General features: G+C 72.6%; 14 protein-coding genes. 8 read left to right on the forward strand and 6 right to left on the reverse strand.

All coding sequences use genetic code 11. The annotated features are described in order from the left end of the window. Window positions 1-102 precede the first annotated feature (102 nt). Together alc and allB are read right to left on the reverse strand one after the other, a co-directional pair. Complete coding sequence (alc, locus tag AB0D66_RS16290; RefSeq protein WP_362302842.1) at window positions 103-1221, reverse strand: allantoicase; 1119 nt, start codon at window positions 1219-1221, stop codon at window positions 103-105. Between the two features lie 2 nt (window positions 1222-1223). Beyond that, window positions 1224-2567, reverse strand: coding sequence for an allantoinase AllB (gene allB / locus AB0D66_RS16295; RefSeq protein WP_362302845.1), 1344 nt, complete (start codon window positions 2565-2567; stop codon window positions 1224-1226). 327 nt (window positions 2568-2894) lie between these two features. On the opposite strand from allB, the gene AB0D66_RS16300 reads away from it, so the two are divergent. Continuing rightward, a complete protein-coding gene (locus AB0D66_RS16300; protein ID WP_362302848.1) occupies window positions 2895-3698 on the forward strand; it encodes an IclR family transcriptional regulator in 804 nt (267 codons plus the stop codon). Window positions 3699-3788: 90 nt separating this feature from the next. Here the strand turns inward: AB0D66_RS16300 and AB0D66_RS16305 are convergent, their stop codons facing one another. Both AB0D66_RS16305 and AB0D66_RS16310 read right to left on the reverse strand, forming a co-directional pair. Continuing rightward, entirely contained in the window at window positions 3789-4481 is a 693-nt protein-coding gene (locus tag AB0D66_RS16305; RefSeq protein WP_362302851.1) for an ABC transporter ATP-binding protein, read from the reverse strand. After that, window positions 4478-5563, reverse strand: a complete 1086-nt coding sequence (locus AB0D66_RS16310) for an ABC transporter permease (protein ID WP_362302854.1) — start codon at window positions 5561-5563, stop codon at window positions 4478-4480. The genes AB0D66_RS16305 and AB0D66_RS16310 overlap by 4 nt, the downstream gene beginning before the upstream one ends. Window positions 5564-5697: 134 nt before the next feature. Here AB0D66_RS16310 and AB0D66_RS16315 point away from each other — a divergent pair, with 134 nt between their 5' ends. Both AB0D66_RS16315 and AB0D66_RS16320 read left to right on the forward strand, forming a co-directional pair. Beyond that, on the forward strand, window positions 5698-6999 hold the full coding sequence (locus AB0D66_RS16315; RefSeq protein WP_362302857.1) for a sensor histidine kinase: 1302 nt from the start codon (window positions 5698-5700) through the stop codon (window positions 6997-6999). Beyond that, complete coding sequence (locus tag AB0D66_RS16320; protein WP_362302860.1) at window positions 6999-7628, forward strand: response regulator transcription factor; 630 nt, start codon at window positions 6999-7001, stop codon at window positions 7626-7628. Before AB0D66_RS16315 ends, AB0D66_RS16320 begins: the two co-directional genes overlap by 1 nt. A 69-nt stretch (window positions 7629-7697) precedes the next feature. On the opposite strand, the gene AB0D66_RS16325 is transcribed toward AB0D66_RS16320, so the two are convergent. Further along, window positions 7698-9188, reverse strand: a complete 1491-nt coding sequence (locus AB0D66_RS16325) for a PLP-dependent aminotransferase family protein (RefSeq protein ID WP_362302862.1) — start codon at window positions 9186-9188, stop codon at window positions 7698-7700. A gap of 87 nt (window positions 9189-9275) precedes the next feature. Here AB0D66_RS16325 and AB0D66_RS16330 point away from each other — a divergent pair, with 87 nt between their 5' ends. The 5 genes from AB0D66_RS16330 to AB0D66_RS16350 all read left to right on the forward strand — a co-directional run bounded on the left by AB0D66_RS16330 (window position 9276) and on the right by AB0D66_RS16350 (window position 14111). Beyond that, window positions 9276-9539, forward strand: coding sequence for a hypothetical protein (locus AB0D66_RS16330; RefSeq protein ID WP_362302864.1), 264 nt, complete (start codon window positions 9276-9278; stop codon window positions 9537-9539). Further along, window positions 9536-10123, forward strand: a complete 588-nt coding sequence (locus AB0D66_RS16335) for a nucleotidyltransferase family protein (protein WP_362302866.1) — start codon at window positions 9536-9538, stop codon at window positions 10121-10123. The genes AB0D66_RS16330 and AB0D66_RS16335 overlap by 4 nt, the downstream gene beginning before the upstream one ends. A gap of 270 nt (window positions 10124-10393) precedes the next feature. Continuing rightward, the gene (aceB, locus tag AB0D66_RS16340; protein WP_362302868.1) at window positions 10394-12013 is read left to right on the forward strand and encodes a malate synthase A; all 1620 of its coding nucleotides are present in this window, start codon (window positions 10394-10396) and stop codon (window positions 12011-12013) included. Between the two features lie 338 nt (window positions 12014-12351). After that, the gene (locus tag AB0D66_RS16345; protein ID WP_362303174.1) at window positions 12352-13473 is read left to right on the forward strand and encodes a GDSL-type esterase/lipase family protein; all 1122 of its coding nucleotides are present in this window, start codon (window positions 12352-12354) and stop codon (window positions 13471-13473) included. Window positions 13474-13523: 50 nt separating this feature from the next. Continuing rightward, complete coding sequence (locus tag AB0D66_RS16350) at window positions 13524-14111, forward strand: 3'-5' exoribonuclease (protein WP_362302871.1); 588 nt, start codon at window positions 13524-13526, stop codon at window positions 14109-14111. 66 nt (window positions 14112-14177) lie between these two features. Here AB0D66_RS16350 and AB0D66_RS16355 read toward each other — a convergent pair whose 3' ends face one another. Beyond that, window positions 14178-15569 (reverse strand): nucleobase:cation symporter-2 family protein, encoded by a 1392-nt coding sequence (locus AB0D66_RS16355; protein ID WP_362302875.1) that lies wholly within the window; start codon window positions 15567-15569, stop codon window positions 14178-14180. Between the last annotated feature and the right edge of the window lie 192 nt (window positions 15570-15761).

The following is a 15761-nucleotide window of genomic DNA, read 5'->3' on the forward strand; positions in this document are numbered from 1 at the left end:
GGGGGGGCGCTACCGGCGCGGCGCCCGGGGGGGGGGCCGGCCCCGGGGGGCCGCTCCACTCGTCCGCCGGCGCACCGGTGCGGGTGCGGCGGCGGCCCGGGACTAGGCGCCCAGCTCCTGGTGGCGGGCGGCGTGCGCGGCGGCGCCGGCCTCGGTCAGGGAGCCGTGCAGGCGCAGGCGGGAGAAGCCGCCGTCCGGGAAGATGTCGATCCGGACGTGCGTGCCGACCGCCGGGGCGTCCAGCACGAAGCGGTGGTTGGTGTCGGGCTGCAGGCGGGTGCGCGGCAGGAACTCCGTCCACTCGCCCTCCTCGCCCGTCTTGACGGACAGGGAGGCCCAGCCCGCCGAGTTGCCCTTCAGGTACGCCGTGTCGATCTCGACGGCGCGGATCTCCGACTCCGCCACGAGCTGGTAGCGGATCCAGTCGTTGCCGTTGTCGCGGCGGCGGGCGGTCTCCCAGCCGTCGTCCATCTTGCGGGAGCGGCCCGGGTTGATGGTGTTGGTCGGCGGGGAGTAGAAGCGGTTGGACGCGTCCTGGACCGAGCCGCCGTTCTCGAGCGCGACGACGTCGAAGGTGCCGAGCGTGGCGAGCCACGCCGGGTCGGGGACGACCTCGCCGTACACGCGCAGGCGGGCGATGCCGCCGTCCGGGTGCTGGTTGACGCGCAGGTGCGTGAAGCGCTGCTCGGCGGTCACCTCGAAGCCGTTGGCCGCGTGGCCGCCGACCGGGGTGCGCGGGACGAGCTCGGTCCACTTCACGTCGCCGGCGAGGAGCTCCTCCGGGGTCGGCGCGAGGGCGCCGTCCCAGTTGGTGCCCTCGATGGAGACGGCCTGCGGCATGTTGCCGCGGAAGTGGGCGGTGTCGACGACGATGCCGCGGATGACGCCCGGGGCGCCCAGGCGTACGAGCGCCCAGTCGTGGTCCTCGGCGGTCGGCCAGGGCTGGGTGGCGGAGACACCGCGGCGGCGGCGGGTCTCCCAGCCGTCCATGATCTTGCCCTTGTGGCCGAAGTGCTCGGGGTCGAAGTGCGCGGCCTCGGCGATGAGCAGGTTCTCGCGCTGGGCGAAGAACTCGTCGTTGGCGGCGATGACACCGGCGCCCAGCTCACGGGCGGCGAGGTTCGCGTACTGGGTGAACGGGAAGTCCGCGGTGCGGTAGTCCGCGTACGGGTCGCCGCCTCCGTACGGGTTCGCGTTACCGGTGAAGGAAGGAATCGCCACTGTCAGTTCTGCCTTTCGAGGAGGAGGCCCGTGGGCTCGGTCGGGGTGCCGTGGTCGGCGATCTGCGTACCGCGCAGCCAGGTGGACTTCACGACGCCGTGCAGGGTCTTGCCCGCGTACGCCGTGATCCGGTTGCGGTGGTGCAGCTCGGCCGGATCCACAGTGAACGTTTCTTCAGGGGCCACGACGGCGAAGTCGGCGTCGCGGCCCGCCTCGATCGCGCCCTTCTGCGTCAGCCCGGCGAGCGCGGCCGGGGCGGCGGACATCCAGCGCACGACGTCCTCCAGGCTGTGGCCGCGGCGGCGCGCCTCGGTCCAGATGGCGGGCAGGCCCAGCTGGAGGGAGGAGATGCCGCCCCACGCGGTGGCGAAGTCGCCGGTCTTGAGGTCCGCCGTGGAGGGCGAGTGGTCCGAGACGATGCAGTCGATGGTGCCGTCGGCGAGCGCGTCCCACAGGAGGTCCTGGTTGGCGGCCTCGCGGATGGGCGGGCAGCACTTGAACTCGGTTGCGCCGTCCGGGACTTCCTCGGCCGTGAGGGTGAGGAAGTGCGGGCAGGACTCGACGGTGATCCGGACGCCCTCGGCCTTGGCGGCGGCGATCAGCGGCAGCGCGTCGGAGGAGGACAGGTGCAGGACGTGGACGCGGGCGTTCAGCCGCTTCGCCTGGGCGATCAGGTTCTCGATCGCGATGTTCTCGGCGTCGCGCGGCCGGGAGGCCAGGAAGTCGGCGTACTTGGGGCCCGGGTTCTGCGGCGCGGAGTCCAGGTGGTGCGGGTCCTCGGCGTGCACGATCATCAGGCCGCCGAAGCCGGTGATCTCGGCGAGGGAGGCGGCGAGCCGCTCCTGGTCGAGCTCGGGGAACTCCTCCACGCCCGAGGGCGACAGGAAGCACTTGAAGCCGTAGACGCCGGCGTCGTGCAGCGGAGCCAAGTCCTTGACGTTGTCCGGCAGCGCGCCGCCCCAGAAGCCGACGTCCACGTGCGCCTTGGCGCGGGCGACCTCCTGCTTGACGCGCAGGTTGTCGGTCGTGGTGGTCGGGGGCAGGGAGTTCAGGGGCATGTCGAGGATGGTGGTGATGCCACCTGCCGCGGCGGCGCGGGTGGCCGTCCAGAAGCCCTCCCACTCGGTGCGGCCCGGGTCGTTCACGTGGACGTGGGTGTCTACCAGACCGGGGAGCAGGACGTCGTCGCCGAAGTCCTCCAGCCGGGCCCCGGCCGGCACCGCGGCCTCGTACGCCAGCACGGCCGCGATCTTCCCGCCGGCGACGGCCACCGAGGCGGCGCGCGTCCCCTCGGGGGTGATGACGCGCGTCGAGCGCAGTACCAGTTCCACAGCCACGTCGGACACCGGAACCTCCCCATCTACTTCCACAGAGCGAAATTCAACGTTCTGTTGACGGAGTCTTCACGTCGATCGAGAAGCAGTCAAGAGTGCCCGGACGGACCGCTGACGCTCTCTCGGCGCGATTGGATGTTTCCACAGGATGGAATTAAGATTTCGCCATACAGAATGTAGCTACCACCACCGGGGGACGGGGAGGTAACTTCCCGAGGACGTCCGCCACCTGGACAAACCGCCTCTGACCGGCGGGGACGGCTTCGCCCCTGCTCTAGGGCCGACGCCGACCGACCGGTAGGCTGCTTCCTTGCCTGCCAGCACCGAAAGGACCGCGCCGTGCCGACGTCCAGCGCCAGCACCACCGACGCTTCCGCCAAGCCCACCGCCGCCAGCGGTGGCGTCCAGTCCCTTGAGCGCGCCTTCGATCTGCTCGAACGCATGGCCGATGCCGGGGGTGAGGTCGGCCTCAGCGAGCTCTCCGCGGCCAGCGGACTGCCCCTGCCGACGATCCACCGCCTCATGCGCACCCTCGTGGCGTGCGGCTACGTCCGCCAGCAGCCCAACCGACGTTACTCCCTCGGGCCCCGGCTGATCCGCCTCGGCGAGTCCGCGTCGCGGCTGCTGGGCACCTGGGCCCGCCCCTACCTCGCCCGCCTGGTCGAGGAGACCGGGGAGACGGCGAACATGGCCCTGCTCGACGGGGACGAGATCGTCTACGTCGCCCAGGTGCCGTCCAAGCACTCCATGCGCATGTTCACCGAGGTCGGCCGCCGGGTGCTCCCGCACTCCACCGGCGTGGGCAAGGCGCTCCTCGCCTACACCCCCGCCGACGAGGTACGGGCCCTGCTGGCGCGCACCGGCATGCCGGCGGCGACCGAGAAGACCATCACCACGCCCGAGGGCTTCCTCGACGCCCTGGAGAAGGTCCGCGCATCGGGCTACGCGGTCGACGACAACGAGCAGGAGATAGGAGTCCGCTGCCTCGCCGTCTCGGTGCCGAACTCGCCGACCGCCGCCGCGATCTCCATCTCGGGTCCGGCCGGCCGGGTGACCGAGGCCGTGGCCGAGTCCTTCGTGCCGATCCTGCAGGGCGTCGCCGCCGAGCTCTCGGTGGCCCTGTCCAACCAGACCCCCGCCTGAGCGCACCTGCGCACCAGGCGTACGAGGGCCCCTGCCGTCCCGCTCCGGAGCGGGACGGCAGGGGCCCTCGTACGCCCCGCGCCGCCCGGCTCAGGGGGCCGGGACCGGTGCCGGGCTCCGGGTGAGGCGGCCGTCGGCCATCGTCGCCGTGCGGTCCATCCGCTCCAGGTGGGCGTGGTCGTGGGTGACCAGCACCGTGGCCGTGGAGCGCTCGCGGGTGAGCGAGACCAGCAGGTCGAGCACGGCGGCGCCGCGCTCGTGGTCGAGGGCGCTGGTCGGCTCGTCCACCAGCAGCACGGCGGGTTCGTTCATCAGGGCCCGGGCTATGTTGATCCGCTGGCGCTGGCCCCCGGAGAGCTGGTGGGGCCGCTTGTCGGCCTTGTCCGCGAGCCCCACCGCGTCCAGCAGCTCCAGTGCGCGCCGGCGCAGCGCCCGCGGGGGGCGGCCCGACAGGTGCGCCATGACCTGCAGCTGTTCGGCGGCGGTCAGCGAGGCCAGCAGGTTCGGCTGTTGGAAGACGATGCCGATCTCCTCCCGGCGCAGGGCCGACTTCTCGGCCGCGCTCAGCCCCGCCGTGTCCCGGCCGGCCACGACCACCCGGCCGGAGTCCGGGGTGACCAGGGTGGCGGCGACGGCGAGCAGGCTGGACTTCCCGGAGCCGGACGGGCCCATCACCGCGGTCAGGGTGCCGGCGGGCACCTCCAGGCCGACCGCGTCGAGCGCGGTGAGCCGGGAGTCGCCGTCGGGGTAGGTGAGCGTGACGTCGTGCACGAGCAGGGTCATCGGGCGCTCCCGAGGGCGGTCAGCGGGTCGACGGCGGTGATCCGCCGGATGGACAGGGCCGCGCCGAGCGCGCCGAGCGCGATCATCACGGCGGCCGGTACGAGCACGGTGGCGGTGTGGAGCACGAAGGGCACGTCCCCGCCGCTGATCAGCGCCCCGAAGCCGGCGGCCAGCGCCGTGCCCAGCCCGGTGCCGGCCGCCAGCATCACCACGGCCTGGCCGAGCGCGTCCCTGAGGAGGTACGGCGTCGAGGCTCCCAGTGCCTTCAGGACGGCGACGTCCCCGCTGCGCTGGATGGTCCACACCGTGAAGAAGGCGCCTATCACCAGGGCCGAGATGGCGAAGAGGAAGCCGCGCATCAGCTGGAGCGAGCCGTTCTCGGCCTGGTAGGAGCCGATGGCGCCGAGGGCCTCCTCCACGGTCTGGGCCCGGGTGCCCGCGGCCTCGTCCGCGGCGGCCAGGTCGATGCCGTCACCGGAGACCGCGAGGACGGTGGCCAGGTTCTCCAGGGAGGTGCCGGGGTTGCCGACGCGCTGCCAGTCGTTCAGGTCCATCCAGACGACCGGGGTGTGGCTGTGGGCGGCCGTGCCGGAGACGGCGGCCACGGACAGTTCGAGCGGGCCGATCTTCAGCTTGGCCCCCGCGGTGAGGCCGCCCAGCTCCTTCGCCGCCTTCTCGGTGAGGACGACCTGGCCCTGGGTGAGCCCCGCGCCGCGTGGAGCCAGCCCCCCGGCCGGCTCCACGCCGAACACGGACACCGCCGCGGTGTGCTCGCCCGAGGCGGCGTTGGTCGTACGGATCCCGAGCGGCTCGGCCGCCCTCACCCCGGGCTGCTCCCGCCAGGCCCGCCAGGCCTTCTCCGGCACCTGGGAGTTGGTGAAGGACACCTCCTGGCCGCCGGCGGGCGCGGCGAAGGCCAGGTGGGAGGCGGGCAGGCCGGTGACGGCCGAGATGTTCTCCCGGGCCAGGCCGGCGGTGAGTCCGGACAACAGGCCGACCAGCAGCGTGATCAGCAGGACCACCGAGCCCATGAGGGCGAACCGGCCCTTCGCGAACCGTAGATCTCTCCATGCGACGAACATGTCCCCCACCTTGGTCTTCCGCGTGGACACAAGGCATCGCGCCACGGTACCGATCCTCGTATCGAAGGGCCCACCGAGACATCAAACTTTCGGTTGACCGGGGGTGACCCGGCCCGACTTACGCTGGTCCGGCGATGACTGCTCCCGCTGTGCCCGTGCCCGCCGCCCCCGCGGCCTCCCGCCCCCTCACCCCGGTGTCCAAGGTGCTGCGGCTGTGCCTGCACGCCCTGCTGCTGGCGCTGCTCGCGCTGGCCGCCGGCCGGGCACTGGCCGACTCCGCGCCCCGGGCCTCCTGGGTGGTCGCGGCCTGCGTGCTGCTGGCCGCCGTGTACGCGGCCGGCGTACGGACCCCCGCGGTGCACCGCTCGCCGCGGGCCGGGGCGGTGTGGCTGGCCGTGCTGGGCGCGGCCTGGGCGGCCCTGCTGGCGGTCTCCCCCGACGGGCTGTGGATCGCCTTCCCGCTGTACTTCCTGGAGCTGCACCTGCTGCGGCTGCGCTGGGGGGTCGCCGCCGTCGCGCTGACCGCCTGCGCGGCGATCGGCGGCTTCCTCGCGCACAGCGGCGACGTGACCCCGGGGGCGTTCCTCGGGCCGCTGCTGGGCGGCGCCGTGGCGGTGGCGACCGTACTGGGCTACCAGGCGCTGTACCGCGAGAGCGAGCGGCGCCGCGAGCTGATCGAGGAGCTCATCGCCACCCGGGCGGAACTGGCCGCCGCAGAGCGCAGCGCCGGGATCCTCGCCGAGCGGGAGCGGCTCGCCCGGGAGATCCACGACACCCTGGCCCAGGGGCTGTCCTCCATCCAGCTGCTGCTGCGGGCCGCCGAGCGGACCCTCGCCGACGAGGGTGCGGCGGGCTCTGCGGGCACCGCGGGCCCGGCTCCCGGGCCGACCGGGGCTACCGGGGCTACCGGGGCGGCGTCCGGGGGATCGCAGGCGGCGCTGGCGCACATCGCGCAGGCCCGCGAGGCCGCCCAGGAGAACCTCGCCGAGGCCCGCCGGTTCGTCCGCGCCCTGACCCCGCCCGACCTGGAGCACGGCTCCCTGCCGGCGGCCCTGCGGCGGCTGTGCGCCGGGGCGCCCTGGCCTCGGGTGCGGTTCTCGCTGAGCGGCAGCCCCCGGGTGCTGCCGACCCCGTACGAGGTGGCCCTGCTGCGGATCGCGCAGTCGGCGCTGGCCAACGTGGTGCGCCACGCGCGGGCGAAGCGCGCCGAGATCACCCTGACCTTCATGGACGCCTCGGTGACGCTGGACATCGTGGACGACGGGCAGGGCTTCGATCCCCGCTCCGCGGCCGCCGCCCGGGGGGACGGGGGCTTCGGCCTGCCCGCGATGCGCTCGCGCGCCGAGACCCTGGGCGGGCTGTTCACCGTGGAGTCCGATCCCGGCCAGGGCACCGCCGTGGCCGTCACCCTGCCGCTGCCCCTGGAGGCGTCCTGATGACCATCCGGCTGCTGCTCGCGGACGACCACCCGGTGGTCCGGGCGGGACTGCGCGCGGTGCTGGACACCGAGCCGGACTTCGCGGTGGTGGCCGAGGCCGCGACCGCCGAGCGGGCGGTGGAGCTGGCCGCCGCCGAGGCGGTGGACGTGGTGCTGATGGACCTCCAGTTCGGCCCCGGGATGCACGGGTCCGCGGCCACCGCCCTGATCACGGCCCGGCAGGACGCGCCCCGGGTGCTGGTGCTGACCACGTACGACACGGACGCGGACATCCTGGCGGCGGTGGAGGCCGGCGCCTCGGGCTACCTGCTGAAGGACGCCCCGCCGGAGGAGCTGGCCGCGGCGGTACGGACGGCCGCGGCGGGCCAGTCGGCGCTGGCCCCGGCGGTGGCGCTGCGGCTGATGGACCGGATGCGGACCCCGGCGCAGGCGCTGACGAAGCGGGAGCTGGAGGTACTGCAGCTGGTCGCGGACGGCCTGTCGAACCAGCAGATCTCCAAGCGGCTCTTCCTCAGTCAGGCCACGGTCAAGTCCCACCTGGTGCACATCTACGCGAAGCTCGGCGTCGACTCGCGCACCTCGGCGGTGGCGGCGGCGGCCACCCGCCGCCTGGTCCGCACGCCCTAGGCGGGCGCCTCCCGTACGGCGTCCTCCCGGCCGAAGCGCACGGCGAGCCCCCGTCCGGCTGCCGGGCCGCTACGCCACCCAGTACGGCCGCTCCACCGCCGGGGAGAGCGGGACCCCGTCGTGGAAGGCCTGCGCGAGGAGCCGGACGCCCTCGTCGAGGCGGTCGGCGGGCAGGGTGTACGGGATCCGGAGCCGGTGTTCGAAGGTGCCCGGGTCCACCCCGAACCGGGCGCCGCGGCCGATGTGCACCCCGGCCGCCGCGGCCCGTTCGGACAGCGCGGAGCTGACGGGCTCGCCGAGGTCGACCCAGAGCGAGAGCCCGCCCGGCGGAAGCCGCCAGGACCACTCCGGGGTGTGCCGCTGCAGGAACCCGACCAGGGCCTCGCGCTGGATCCGCAGCTGCGCCAGGCGGGCGGGCAGCGTCCGTTCCAGGCTCTCCATCAGCGGGAGCGCGACCAGCTGGTCGAGCACCGAGCCGGTCATGTCGGCGCAGACCCGTACGGAGGTCAGCTCGGTGATCATCTTCGCGGTGGCGCGGATCCAGCCCACCCGCAGCCCGCCCCAGTGCGTCTTGCTGAGCGAGCCGATGGTGATCACGTGCTCGGCGCCGCCGCGCGGGGCGAGCGAGGCCAGCGGCGGGGGCGCGGGGACGTCCAGCGCGATGTCGGCGATGGTCTCGTCGACCACCAGCCAGGTCCCGGTGGCCCGGGTGGCCGCGAGCAGCCGCAGCCGCTGCTCCGGCGGCATCAGCGCGCCGGTCGGGTTGTGGAAGTCGGGGATGGAGTACGCCAGCCGCGGCACGGTCTGGCGCAGTGTGGACTCGGCGATCTCCATGTCCCAGCCCGCGTCGGAGACGGCCACGGACCCCGTCCGCAGCCGGGCGTGGCGCAGGGCGTCGAGGGCGTTGGCGTAGGTCGGGCTCTCGGTGACGACCCGGTCTCCGGGGCGGCAGAGCAGGCTGACGACGAGCGCGAAGGCCTGCTGGGCCCCGGCCGTGACCAGGATCTGCTCGGGGCGGGTCGGCAGTCCGCGCCGGGTGAACCGCTCGGCGACGGCCGCGCGCAGGTCGGGCAGTCCGAAGGGGTGGTAGCCGGGGTTCCGGGCGAGCCGGGGCAGCCGGGGGGCGGCCCAGGCGAAGGCCTCGGCGAGGCTTCCCTCCGGGGCGCCCATGGCGGCGATGGCGAGGTCGATCCCGGGATCGCCGTCGGGCCGGCCTCCGGTGCCGCCGCCGATGAGGGCGGGTGCGCCGACGGGCAGGTGCCCGTCGGGGAGCTCGGTCCAGGTGCCGGAGCCGCGGCGGCTGCGGACGTAGCCGCTCTCGCGCAGCAGGTCGTAGGCGCCGGTGACGGTGGCCCGGCTCGCGCCGACCGCCTCGGCGAGCTCGCGCTCGGCGGGCAGCCGGACGTGCAGGGCGACGCGGCCGTCGAGGATCAGCGTGCGCACCGCGTCGGCGAGCGCCCGGTAGCCGGGGCGGGCCAGCACCTCGGCGGGCAGCAGGGCCGCCAGCTGGCGGCTGCCGATGGTTCTGTCCGCTGTCTGGACCACTCGCCCGTTTGCCATGCCAACCTCCCCTGATTGGCTCTGACGGCCAGGCCAATCGAGGACCAGACTCGCCGTATTGGCCCCCGATTGGCAAGGAGACGCAGCATGCTGACCGACCGTGACGAACGAGCCCTGCTGGCGGCCGCCGAGAACCGGATCTGCGAGCCGCTGCGGATGCGGGCCGCGCTGGCCGCCGTACGGCGCGCCCTGGGGCGGCGCGCCCGGGCCTCCGTGCGGGAGCGAGAATCGGTGGCATGTCAGCCGATTCACACGCCGCTCCACCCGCCGCGTCCCGCGCGGCTCGCCCCTCGGGCCCCGACACCGGATCCCGTCCCGGCTCCCGCCCTGCCCAGACCGACCCTCCGGTGATCGCGGGCCTGCTCCTGGCGGCGGGCGGCGGCCGCCGCCTGGGCGGGCGGCCCAAGGCCCTGCTGCCCTACCGCGGCCGCCCGCTGGTCGAGAACGCCGTACGGGTGCTGCGCGAGGCGGGCTGCGGTCCCGTCCACGTGGTGCTCGGCGCCTCGGCGGCCGAGGTCCGCGAGCGCGCGGACCTGGCCGGGTGCGTGGTCGTGGACAACCCCGACTGGGCACAGGGCATGGGCTCCTCGCTGCGGGCCGGGCTCGCCTCCCTCGCCGGTACGGGCGCCCGCGCGGCCCTGGTGTCCCTGGTGGACCAGCCGGGCATCGGCCCGGCGGCCGTGGCCCGGGTGCGGGAGGCCTACCGCTCCCCCGCCAGCCTGGTGGCGGCGGCCTACCACGGGGAGCGCGGCCACCCGGTGCTCTTCGGCGCGGACCGGTGGGCGGACATCGCGGAAACGGCAACGGATGACAAAGGTGCGCGTGTCCACCTGACACGGCACGCGGCGGAGCTCACTCTGGTGGAGTGCGCGGATGTGGCCGAGGCCTTCGACATCGACGTGCCGGCCGATCTGGCGCGGCTCGAGCGGGACTGAAGCGCCTTCGGGCAGCGCAGGGTGTGACCACTGTGGCACTGAGCGCCATCCCGCGGGCAAAATCTGTCGACCAAGAGAATCTCGATATCAACAAACCATTGAACTTCCACCATGAGGAAATTACTATCCACTGGTCAGAAGCGCCCTGAACCCCCAGACGGCGCCCGCGACCGTATTTGGAACTCTCCACACTCGACGGCACTCCGTGCCGTCCGCGCGCGAGCATTCCCCCGCGGCCGCCAGGCACCGCCGCTGCAAGGAGTGACAGATATGTCCGCACCAGCGCCGTCATCGCTGGCCATCGTCGATGCCGAACCCCTGCCCCGACAGGACGAAGTCCTCACAGAAGCGGCGCTGGCCTTCGTGGCCGAGCTCCACCGGCGGTTCGCCCCGCGCCGGGCCGAGCTCCTCGCCCGCCGCGGAGAGCGGCGCGCCGAGATCGCCCGCACCTCCACGCTCGACTTCCTCCCGGAGACCGCACAGATCCGCGAGGGCGACTGGAAGGTCGCGCCGGCCCCGGCCGCGCTGAACGACCGCCGTGTGGAGATCACCGGTCCGACCGACCGCAAGATGACCATCAACGCCCTGAACTCGGGCGCCCGGGTCTGGCTCGCCGACTTCGAGGACGCCTCGGCCCCCACGTGGGAGAACGTCGTCCTCGGCCAGCTCAACCTGATCGACGCCTACGAGCGCCGCATCGACTTCACCGACGCCCGCACCGGCAAGGCGTACGCGCTGAAGCCCGCCGAGCAGCTCGCCACCGTCGTGATGCGGCCGCGCGGGTGGCACCTCGAGGAGCGCCACCTGGAGTTCGAAGGCGGCCCGGCCTCCGGCTCACTGGTCGACTTCGGGCTGTACTTCTTCCACAACGCGAAGCGCCTGATCGACCTCGGCAAGGGCCCGTACTTCTACCTGCCGAAGACGGAGTCGCACCTGGAGGCGCGCCTCTGGAACGAGATCTTCGTCTTCGCCCAGGACTACGTCGGCATCCCGCAGGGCACCGTCCGCGCCACGGTCCTGATCGAGACGATCACCGCCGCGTACGAGATGGAGGAGATCCTCTACGAGCTGCGCGACCACGCCGCCGGCCTGAACGCGGGCCGCTGGGACTACCTCTTCTCCATCGTCAAGAACTTCCGCGACGGCGGCGAGAAGTTCGTCCTGCCGGACCGCAACGCGGTGACGATGACCGCCCCGTTCATGCGGGCGTACACCGAACTGCTGGTCCGCACCTGCCACAAGCGCGGCGCGCACGCCATCGGCGGCATGGCGGCCTTCATCCCGTCCCGCAAGGACGCCGAGGCGAACAAGATCGCCTTCGAGAAGGTCAAGGCCGACAAGGACCGCGAGGCCGGCGACGGCTTCGACGGCTCCTGGGTCGCCCACCCCGACCTGGTCCCGATCGCGATGGCCTCCTTCGACGCGGTGCTCGGCGACAGGCCGAACCAGAAGGAGCGGCTGCGCGAGGACGTCTCGGTGGCCCCGGGCGAGCTCATCGCGATCGACTCGCTGGACGCCAAGCCCACCTACGAGGGCCTGCGCAACGCCGTCCAGGTCGGCATCCGGTACATCGAGGCCTGGCTCCGCGGCCACGGCGCCGTCGGCATCTTCGGCCTGATGGAGGACGCCGCCACCGCCGAGATCTCGCGCTCGCAGATCTGGCAGTGGATCAACGCCGGCGTCGTCTTCGAGAACGGCGAGACGGCCACGGCCGAGCTGACCCGCGCCCTCGCGGCCGAGGAACTGGCCGCGCTGCGCGCGGAGCTGGGCGAGGAGGGCTTCGCGGCCGGGAAGTGGCAGCAGGCCCACGACCTCCTCCTCCAGGTCTCGCTGGACGCGGACTACGCGGACTTCCTCACCCTCCCCGCATACGACCAGCTGGTCGGCTGAACGTCTGGATTCGACTGAAACGCACAGCAGTCGAACACAGCCGCCTCCGCCCCCGTCGCCCCTCCGGCGCCGGGGGCGGAGGCGTTTTCCGGCCTCCGGAGCCGAACGACCGATCGGTCGTTACTCGTTCGTAACGTGACTGTACCTAGCGGTAACAAGTGGGGGCGTGTCACCTTTCCGATGCCACCGGCCGGCGGTAACCCCCACTTCCCCAGCCATGCGCCGGAGTTTTTCCCGGATTCCGCATGGCCGACCGCAGGAGTTCCGCAGTGATCGGATTCCGCACCGTCAGCAAGGACCGGGCCGGCAGTCGTGTGCGACGACTGGCCGCAGCCGGAATGGTTCTGCCGCTCGCCGTCGGCTCGCTGTTGGCCGCCGGCGCCGGCACCTCCGCCGCCAGCCCCGGCACCGGGCCCACCGCCGTGGTCTCCCTGGGCGACAGCTACATCTCCGGAGAGGCCGGCCGCTGGAAGGGCAACAGCCTGACCAACAGCGGCAGCCGGAACGGGACCGACCGGGGCTGGGTCAGCGGCAGCACCTACGATCCCGGCAAGGTCTACGGGACCACCGCGGGCGGCTGCCACCGCTCCGACTCCGCCGAGGTGCGCAGCGCCGGGCCGATCGCCGACGTGGCGGTCAACCTGGCCTGTTCCGGGGCCACGTCCGAGAACGTGTTCCGCGCCTCCCACGGCGGGGTGGCCTTCAAGGGAGAGGCCCCGCAGGCCGATCAGCTCGCCGCGGTGGCCGCGAGCCACGACGTCAAGGTCATCGCCCTGTCCATCGGCGGCAACGACCTCGGTTTCGCCGACATCATCAAGGACTGCGCGTACGACTTCATCATCTGGAACTCGTACTGCTACGACGACCAGCAGTACGGCGTGGACCAGAGGATCGACGCCGTGATGGGCGCGGTCGGCAAGTCCGTGGACGAGGTCCGGGCCGTGATGCGCGGGGCCGGGTACGCCGACTCCTCCTACCGGATCGTGCTGCAGTCCTACCCGTCGCCGATCCCGCGCGGCGCGGAGAACCGGTACACGCAGAGCGACTGGAGCCGCCTCAACACCGGCGGATGCCCGTTCTGGAACCGGGACTCGGACTGGGCGCGGGACTCGCTCGTCCCGCAGATCGCGAACCGCATCAAGGGCGTCGCCGCCGCCAAGGGCGTGCAGTTCCTGGACCTGCGGGACATGCTCCAGGGGCGCGAGGTGTGCGCCAAGGCGAGCAAGCACGTGACCTCTTCGGTGCCGGCCTCGGCCAAGACGAGCGAGTGGGCGCGCTGGATCGACAACAACGAGTCGCAGGGCCTGATCCAGGAGTCCATGCACCCGAACCACTTCGGCCAGCTGGCCGCGGGGCGCTGCCTGGCCCTGGTCGTGGCGCAGCCCGCCGCATCCGGCTTCAGCTGCAAGAACACCGCGGGCGCCGACCAGAGCGGGATGTACCTGACGCCCGCCCCGTAGCCCGGAAAACCGGATGGTCCGCGGCGGTACGGGCTGGCATGCTGCCCCGCATGGCAGCCCGTACCGCACGTCCCAGTCTCTACATCTCCGTCGACATCGAGGCCGACGGACCCATTCCCGGCCCGTACTCGATGATCAGCTTCGGGGCAGCCGTCGCCGGGCGGCAGGACGGCGGGTCGTATACGGCCGCCGACCCCGAAGAGCACACCTTCTACCGGGAGTTGCGGCCGGTCTCGGAGGCGTTCGTGCCCGAGGCGCTCGCCGTGAGCGGGCTCGACCGGGAGCGGCTGGTGCGCGAGGGCGCCGATCCGGACAGCGCGATGGCGGAGTTCCGTACATGGGTGCGGGAGGTCTCGGCCGGTGCGCAGCCCGTGATGTGCGGCTACCCGGCCTCCTTCGACTGGACCTTCCTGTACTGGTACCTGATGCGCTTCGGCGGCCAGAGCCCGTTCGGCCACTCCGGCTGCCTGGACATGAAGACCCTCTACGCGACGAAGGCCCGCGTACCGCTGCGGGCCGCCGTCAAGGGCCGGATGCCGCGTGAGCTGCTGTCGCGGCGGCCGCACACGCACCACGCCCTGGACGACGCGATCGAGCAGGCCGAGCTGATGAGCAACCTCATGCTCTGGCAGCCCTGAGGAAAGACGTACGGCGGTGCGCACGCCACACCCGCAGCGGGTGGCGTGCGCACCGCCGTACGCGGTTCAGTGCACCGGGACCGGATCGGGGGTGCCCGCCTGGCGCCGGGCGCCGAGGTGGTTGAAGCCGAGGTTGAGCAGGATCGCCACCACGCAGCCGGTGCTGATGCCGGAGTCGAGGACCACGAGGAGGTCCTTGGGGAAGGCGTGGTAGAACCCGGGCGCGGCGATCGGGATCAGGCCGATGCCGACCGAGGCCGCGACGATCAGGGCGTTCTCGCCCTTCTCCATGGCCGCGCCGGCCAGGGTCTGGATGCCGCTGGCCGCGACGGACCCGAAGAGCACGATGCCGGCGCCGCCGAGGACGGGCAGCGGGACCACGCCGATCACGGAGGCGGCCATCGGGCACAGGCCGAGCAGGATCAGGATGCCGCCGCCGGCGGCGACCACGAACCGGCTGCGCACCTTGGTCATGGCGACCAGCCCGATGTTCTGGGCGAAGGCGCTGCACATGAAGCCGTTGAACAGCGGGCTGACCGCACTGCCGAGGGTGTCGGCGCGCAGGCCGCCCTCGATGGTCTTCGCGTCGGCCGGGCGGCCGACGATCTTGCCCAGGGCCAGGATGTCGGCGGTGGACTCGGTCATGCAGACGAGCATGACGATGCACATGGAGATGATCGCGGCGACCTGGAACTGCGGGGCGCCGAAGTGGAACGGGGTCGGGAAGCCGACCAGCGAGGCGTTCCGGACGGCGTCGAAGCTGGTCATGCCGAGCGGCAGGGCGATCAGGGTGCCCGCGACGAGGCCGAGCAGGATGGCGATCTGCTGGAGGAAGCCGCGCAGGAACTTGCGCATCAGCAGGACGATGACCAGGGTGGCGGCCGCCATGCCGATGTTCTTCATCGAGCCGTAGTCGGCGGCGGTGCTGTTCCCGCCCTGCGACCAGTTGAAGGCGACGGGCAGGAGCGAGACGCCGATCAGGGTGATGACCGTGCCCGTCACGACCGGCGGGAAGAAGCGGACGAGTTTGCCGAAGTAGGGGGCGGCGAAGAAGCCGATGACTCCGGCGACGATGATCGCGCCGAAGATGACGGGTATCGCGTCGTCCCCCTCCCCCTTGCCGATCGCGATCATCGGCGTCACGCCGGCGAAGGACACGCCGTTGACGAAGGGGAGTTTGGCGCCGATCTTCCAGAACCCGAGGGTCTGGAGGAGGGTGGCGAGTCCGGCCGTGAAGAGCGAGGCGCCCATCAGGAAGGCGGTCTCGGTGGCCGAGAGGCCGACGGCAGGCCCGACGATCATGGGCGGGGCGACGACACCCGCGTACATGGCGGCCACGTGCTGGAGACCGCTGGTGAACATCTTGAGCGGTGGCAGGGTCTCGTCGACCGGGTGCTTCTCCCCGGAGACCTGCGGTACTGCGACTGCGTCTTTGCGAAACCTGGGCGACTGGGCCACGGCTTCCTCCGGTCGGGTAACACGTCGGCAGGGACGTGGGTGTCTTGGAGGTGATGCGAAAGCGGTGCGAGTCGAGCTGTATGGAGTTGTGGTGGTGCGCATGCTGGTCCGAAGGGGTGCGGGAGCGATTCGCCCAAACCGTTCCGCGTGTTTTCGCGCATGGCGAAGCCAATGGCACGAGTCACCGCCCCC

Source organism: Streptomyces sp. NPDC048270 (assembly GCF_040652335.1).
In the GTDB taxonomy this organism is placed as follows: Bacteria; Actinomycetota; Actinomycetes; order Streptomycetales; family Streptomycetaceae; genus Streptomyces.

Excerpts from the sequence above, each read along its gene's own strand:
- AB0D66_RS16305 (WP_362302851.1), bottom strand. The coding sequence starts at position 4,481 with ATGACCCTGCTCGTGCACGACGTCACGCTCACCTACCCCGACGGCGAC.
- AB0D66_RS16310 (WP_362302854.1), bottom strand. The coding sequence starts at position 5,563 with ATGTTCGTCGCATGGAGAGATCTACGGTTCGCGAAGGGCCGGTTCGCC.
- AB0D66_RS16315 (WP_362302857.1), top strand. The coding sequence starts at position 5,698 with ATGACTGCTCCCGCTGTGCCCGTGCCCGCCGCCCCCGCGGCCTCCCGC.
- AB0D66_RS16320 (WP_362302860.1), top strand. The coding sequence starts at position 6,999 with ATGACCATCCGGCTGCTGCTCGCGGACGACCACCCGGTGGTCCGGGCG.
- AB0D66_RS16325 (WP_362302862.1), bottom strand. The coding sequence starts at position 9,188 with ATGGCAAACGGGCGAGTGGTCCAGACAGCGGACAGAACCATCGGCAGC.
- AB0D66_RS16330 (WP_362302864.1), top strand. The coding sequence starts at position 9,276 with ATGCTGACCGACCGTGACGAACGAGCCCTGCTGGCGGCCGCCGAGAAC.
- aceB (WP_362302868.1), top strand. The coding sequence starts at position 10,394 with ATGTCCGCACCAGCGCCGTCATCGCTGGCCATCGTCGATGCCGAACCC.
- AB0D66_RS16345 (WP_362303174.1), top strand. The coding sequence starts at position 12,352 with ATGGTTCTGCCGCTCGCCGTCGGCTCGCTGTTGGCCGCCGGCGCCGGC.
- AB0D66_RS16350 (WP_362302871.1), top strand. The coding sequence starts at position 13,524 with ATGGCAGCCCGTACCGCACGTCCCAGTCTCTACATCTCCGTCGACATC.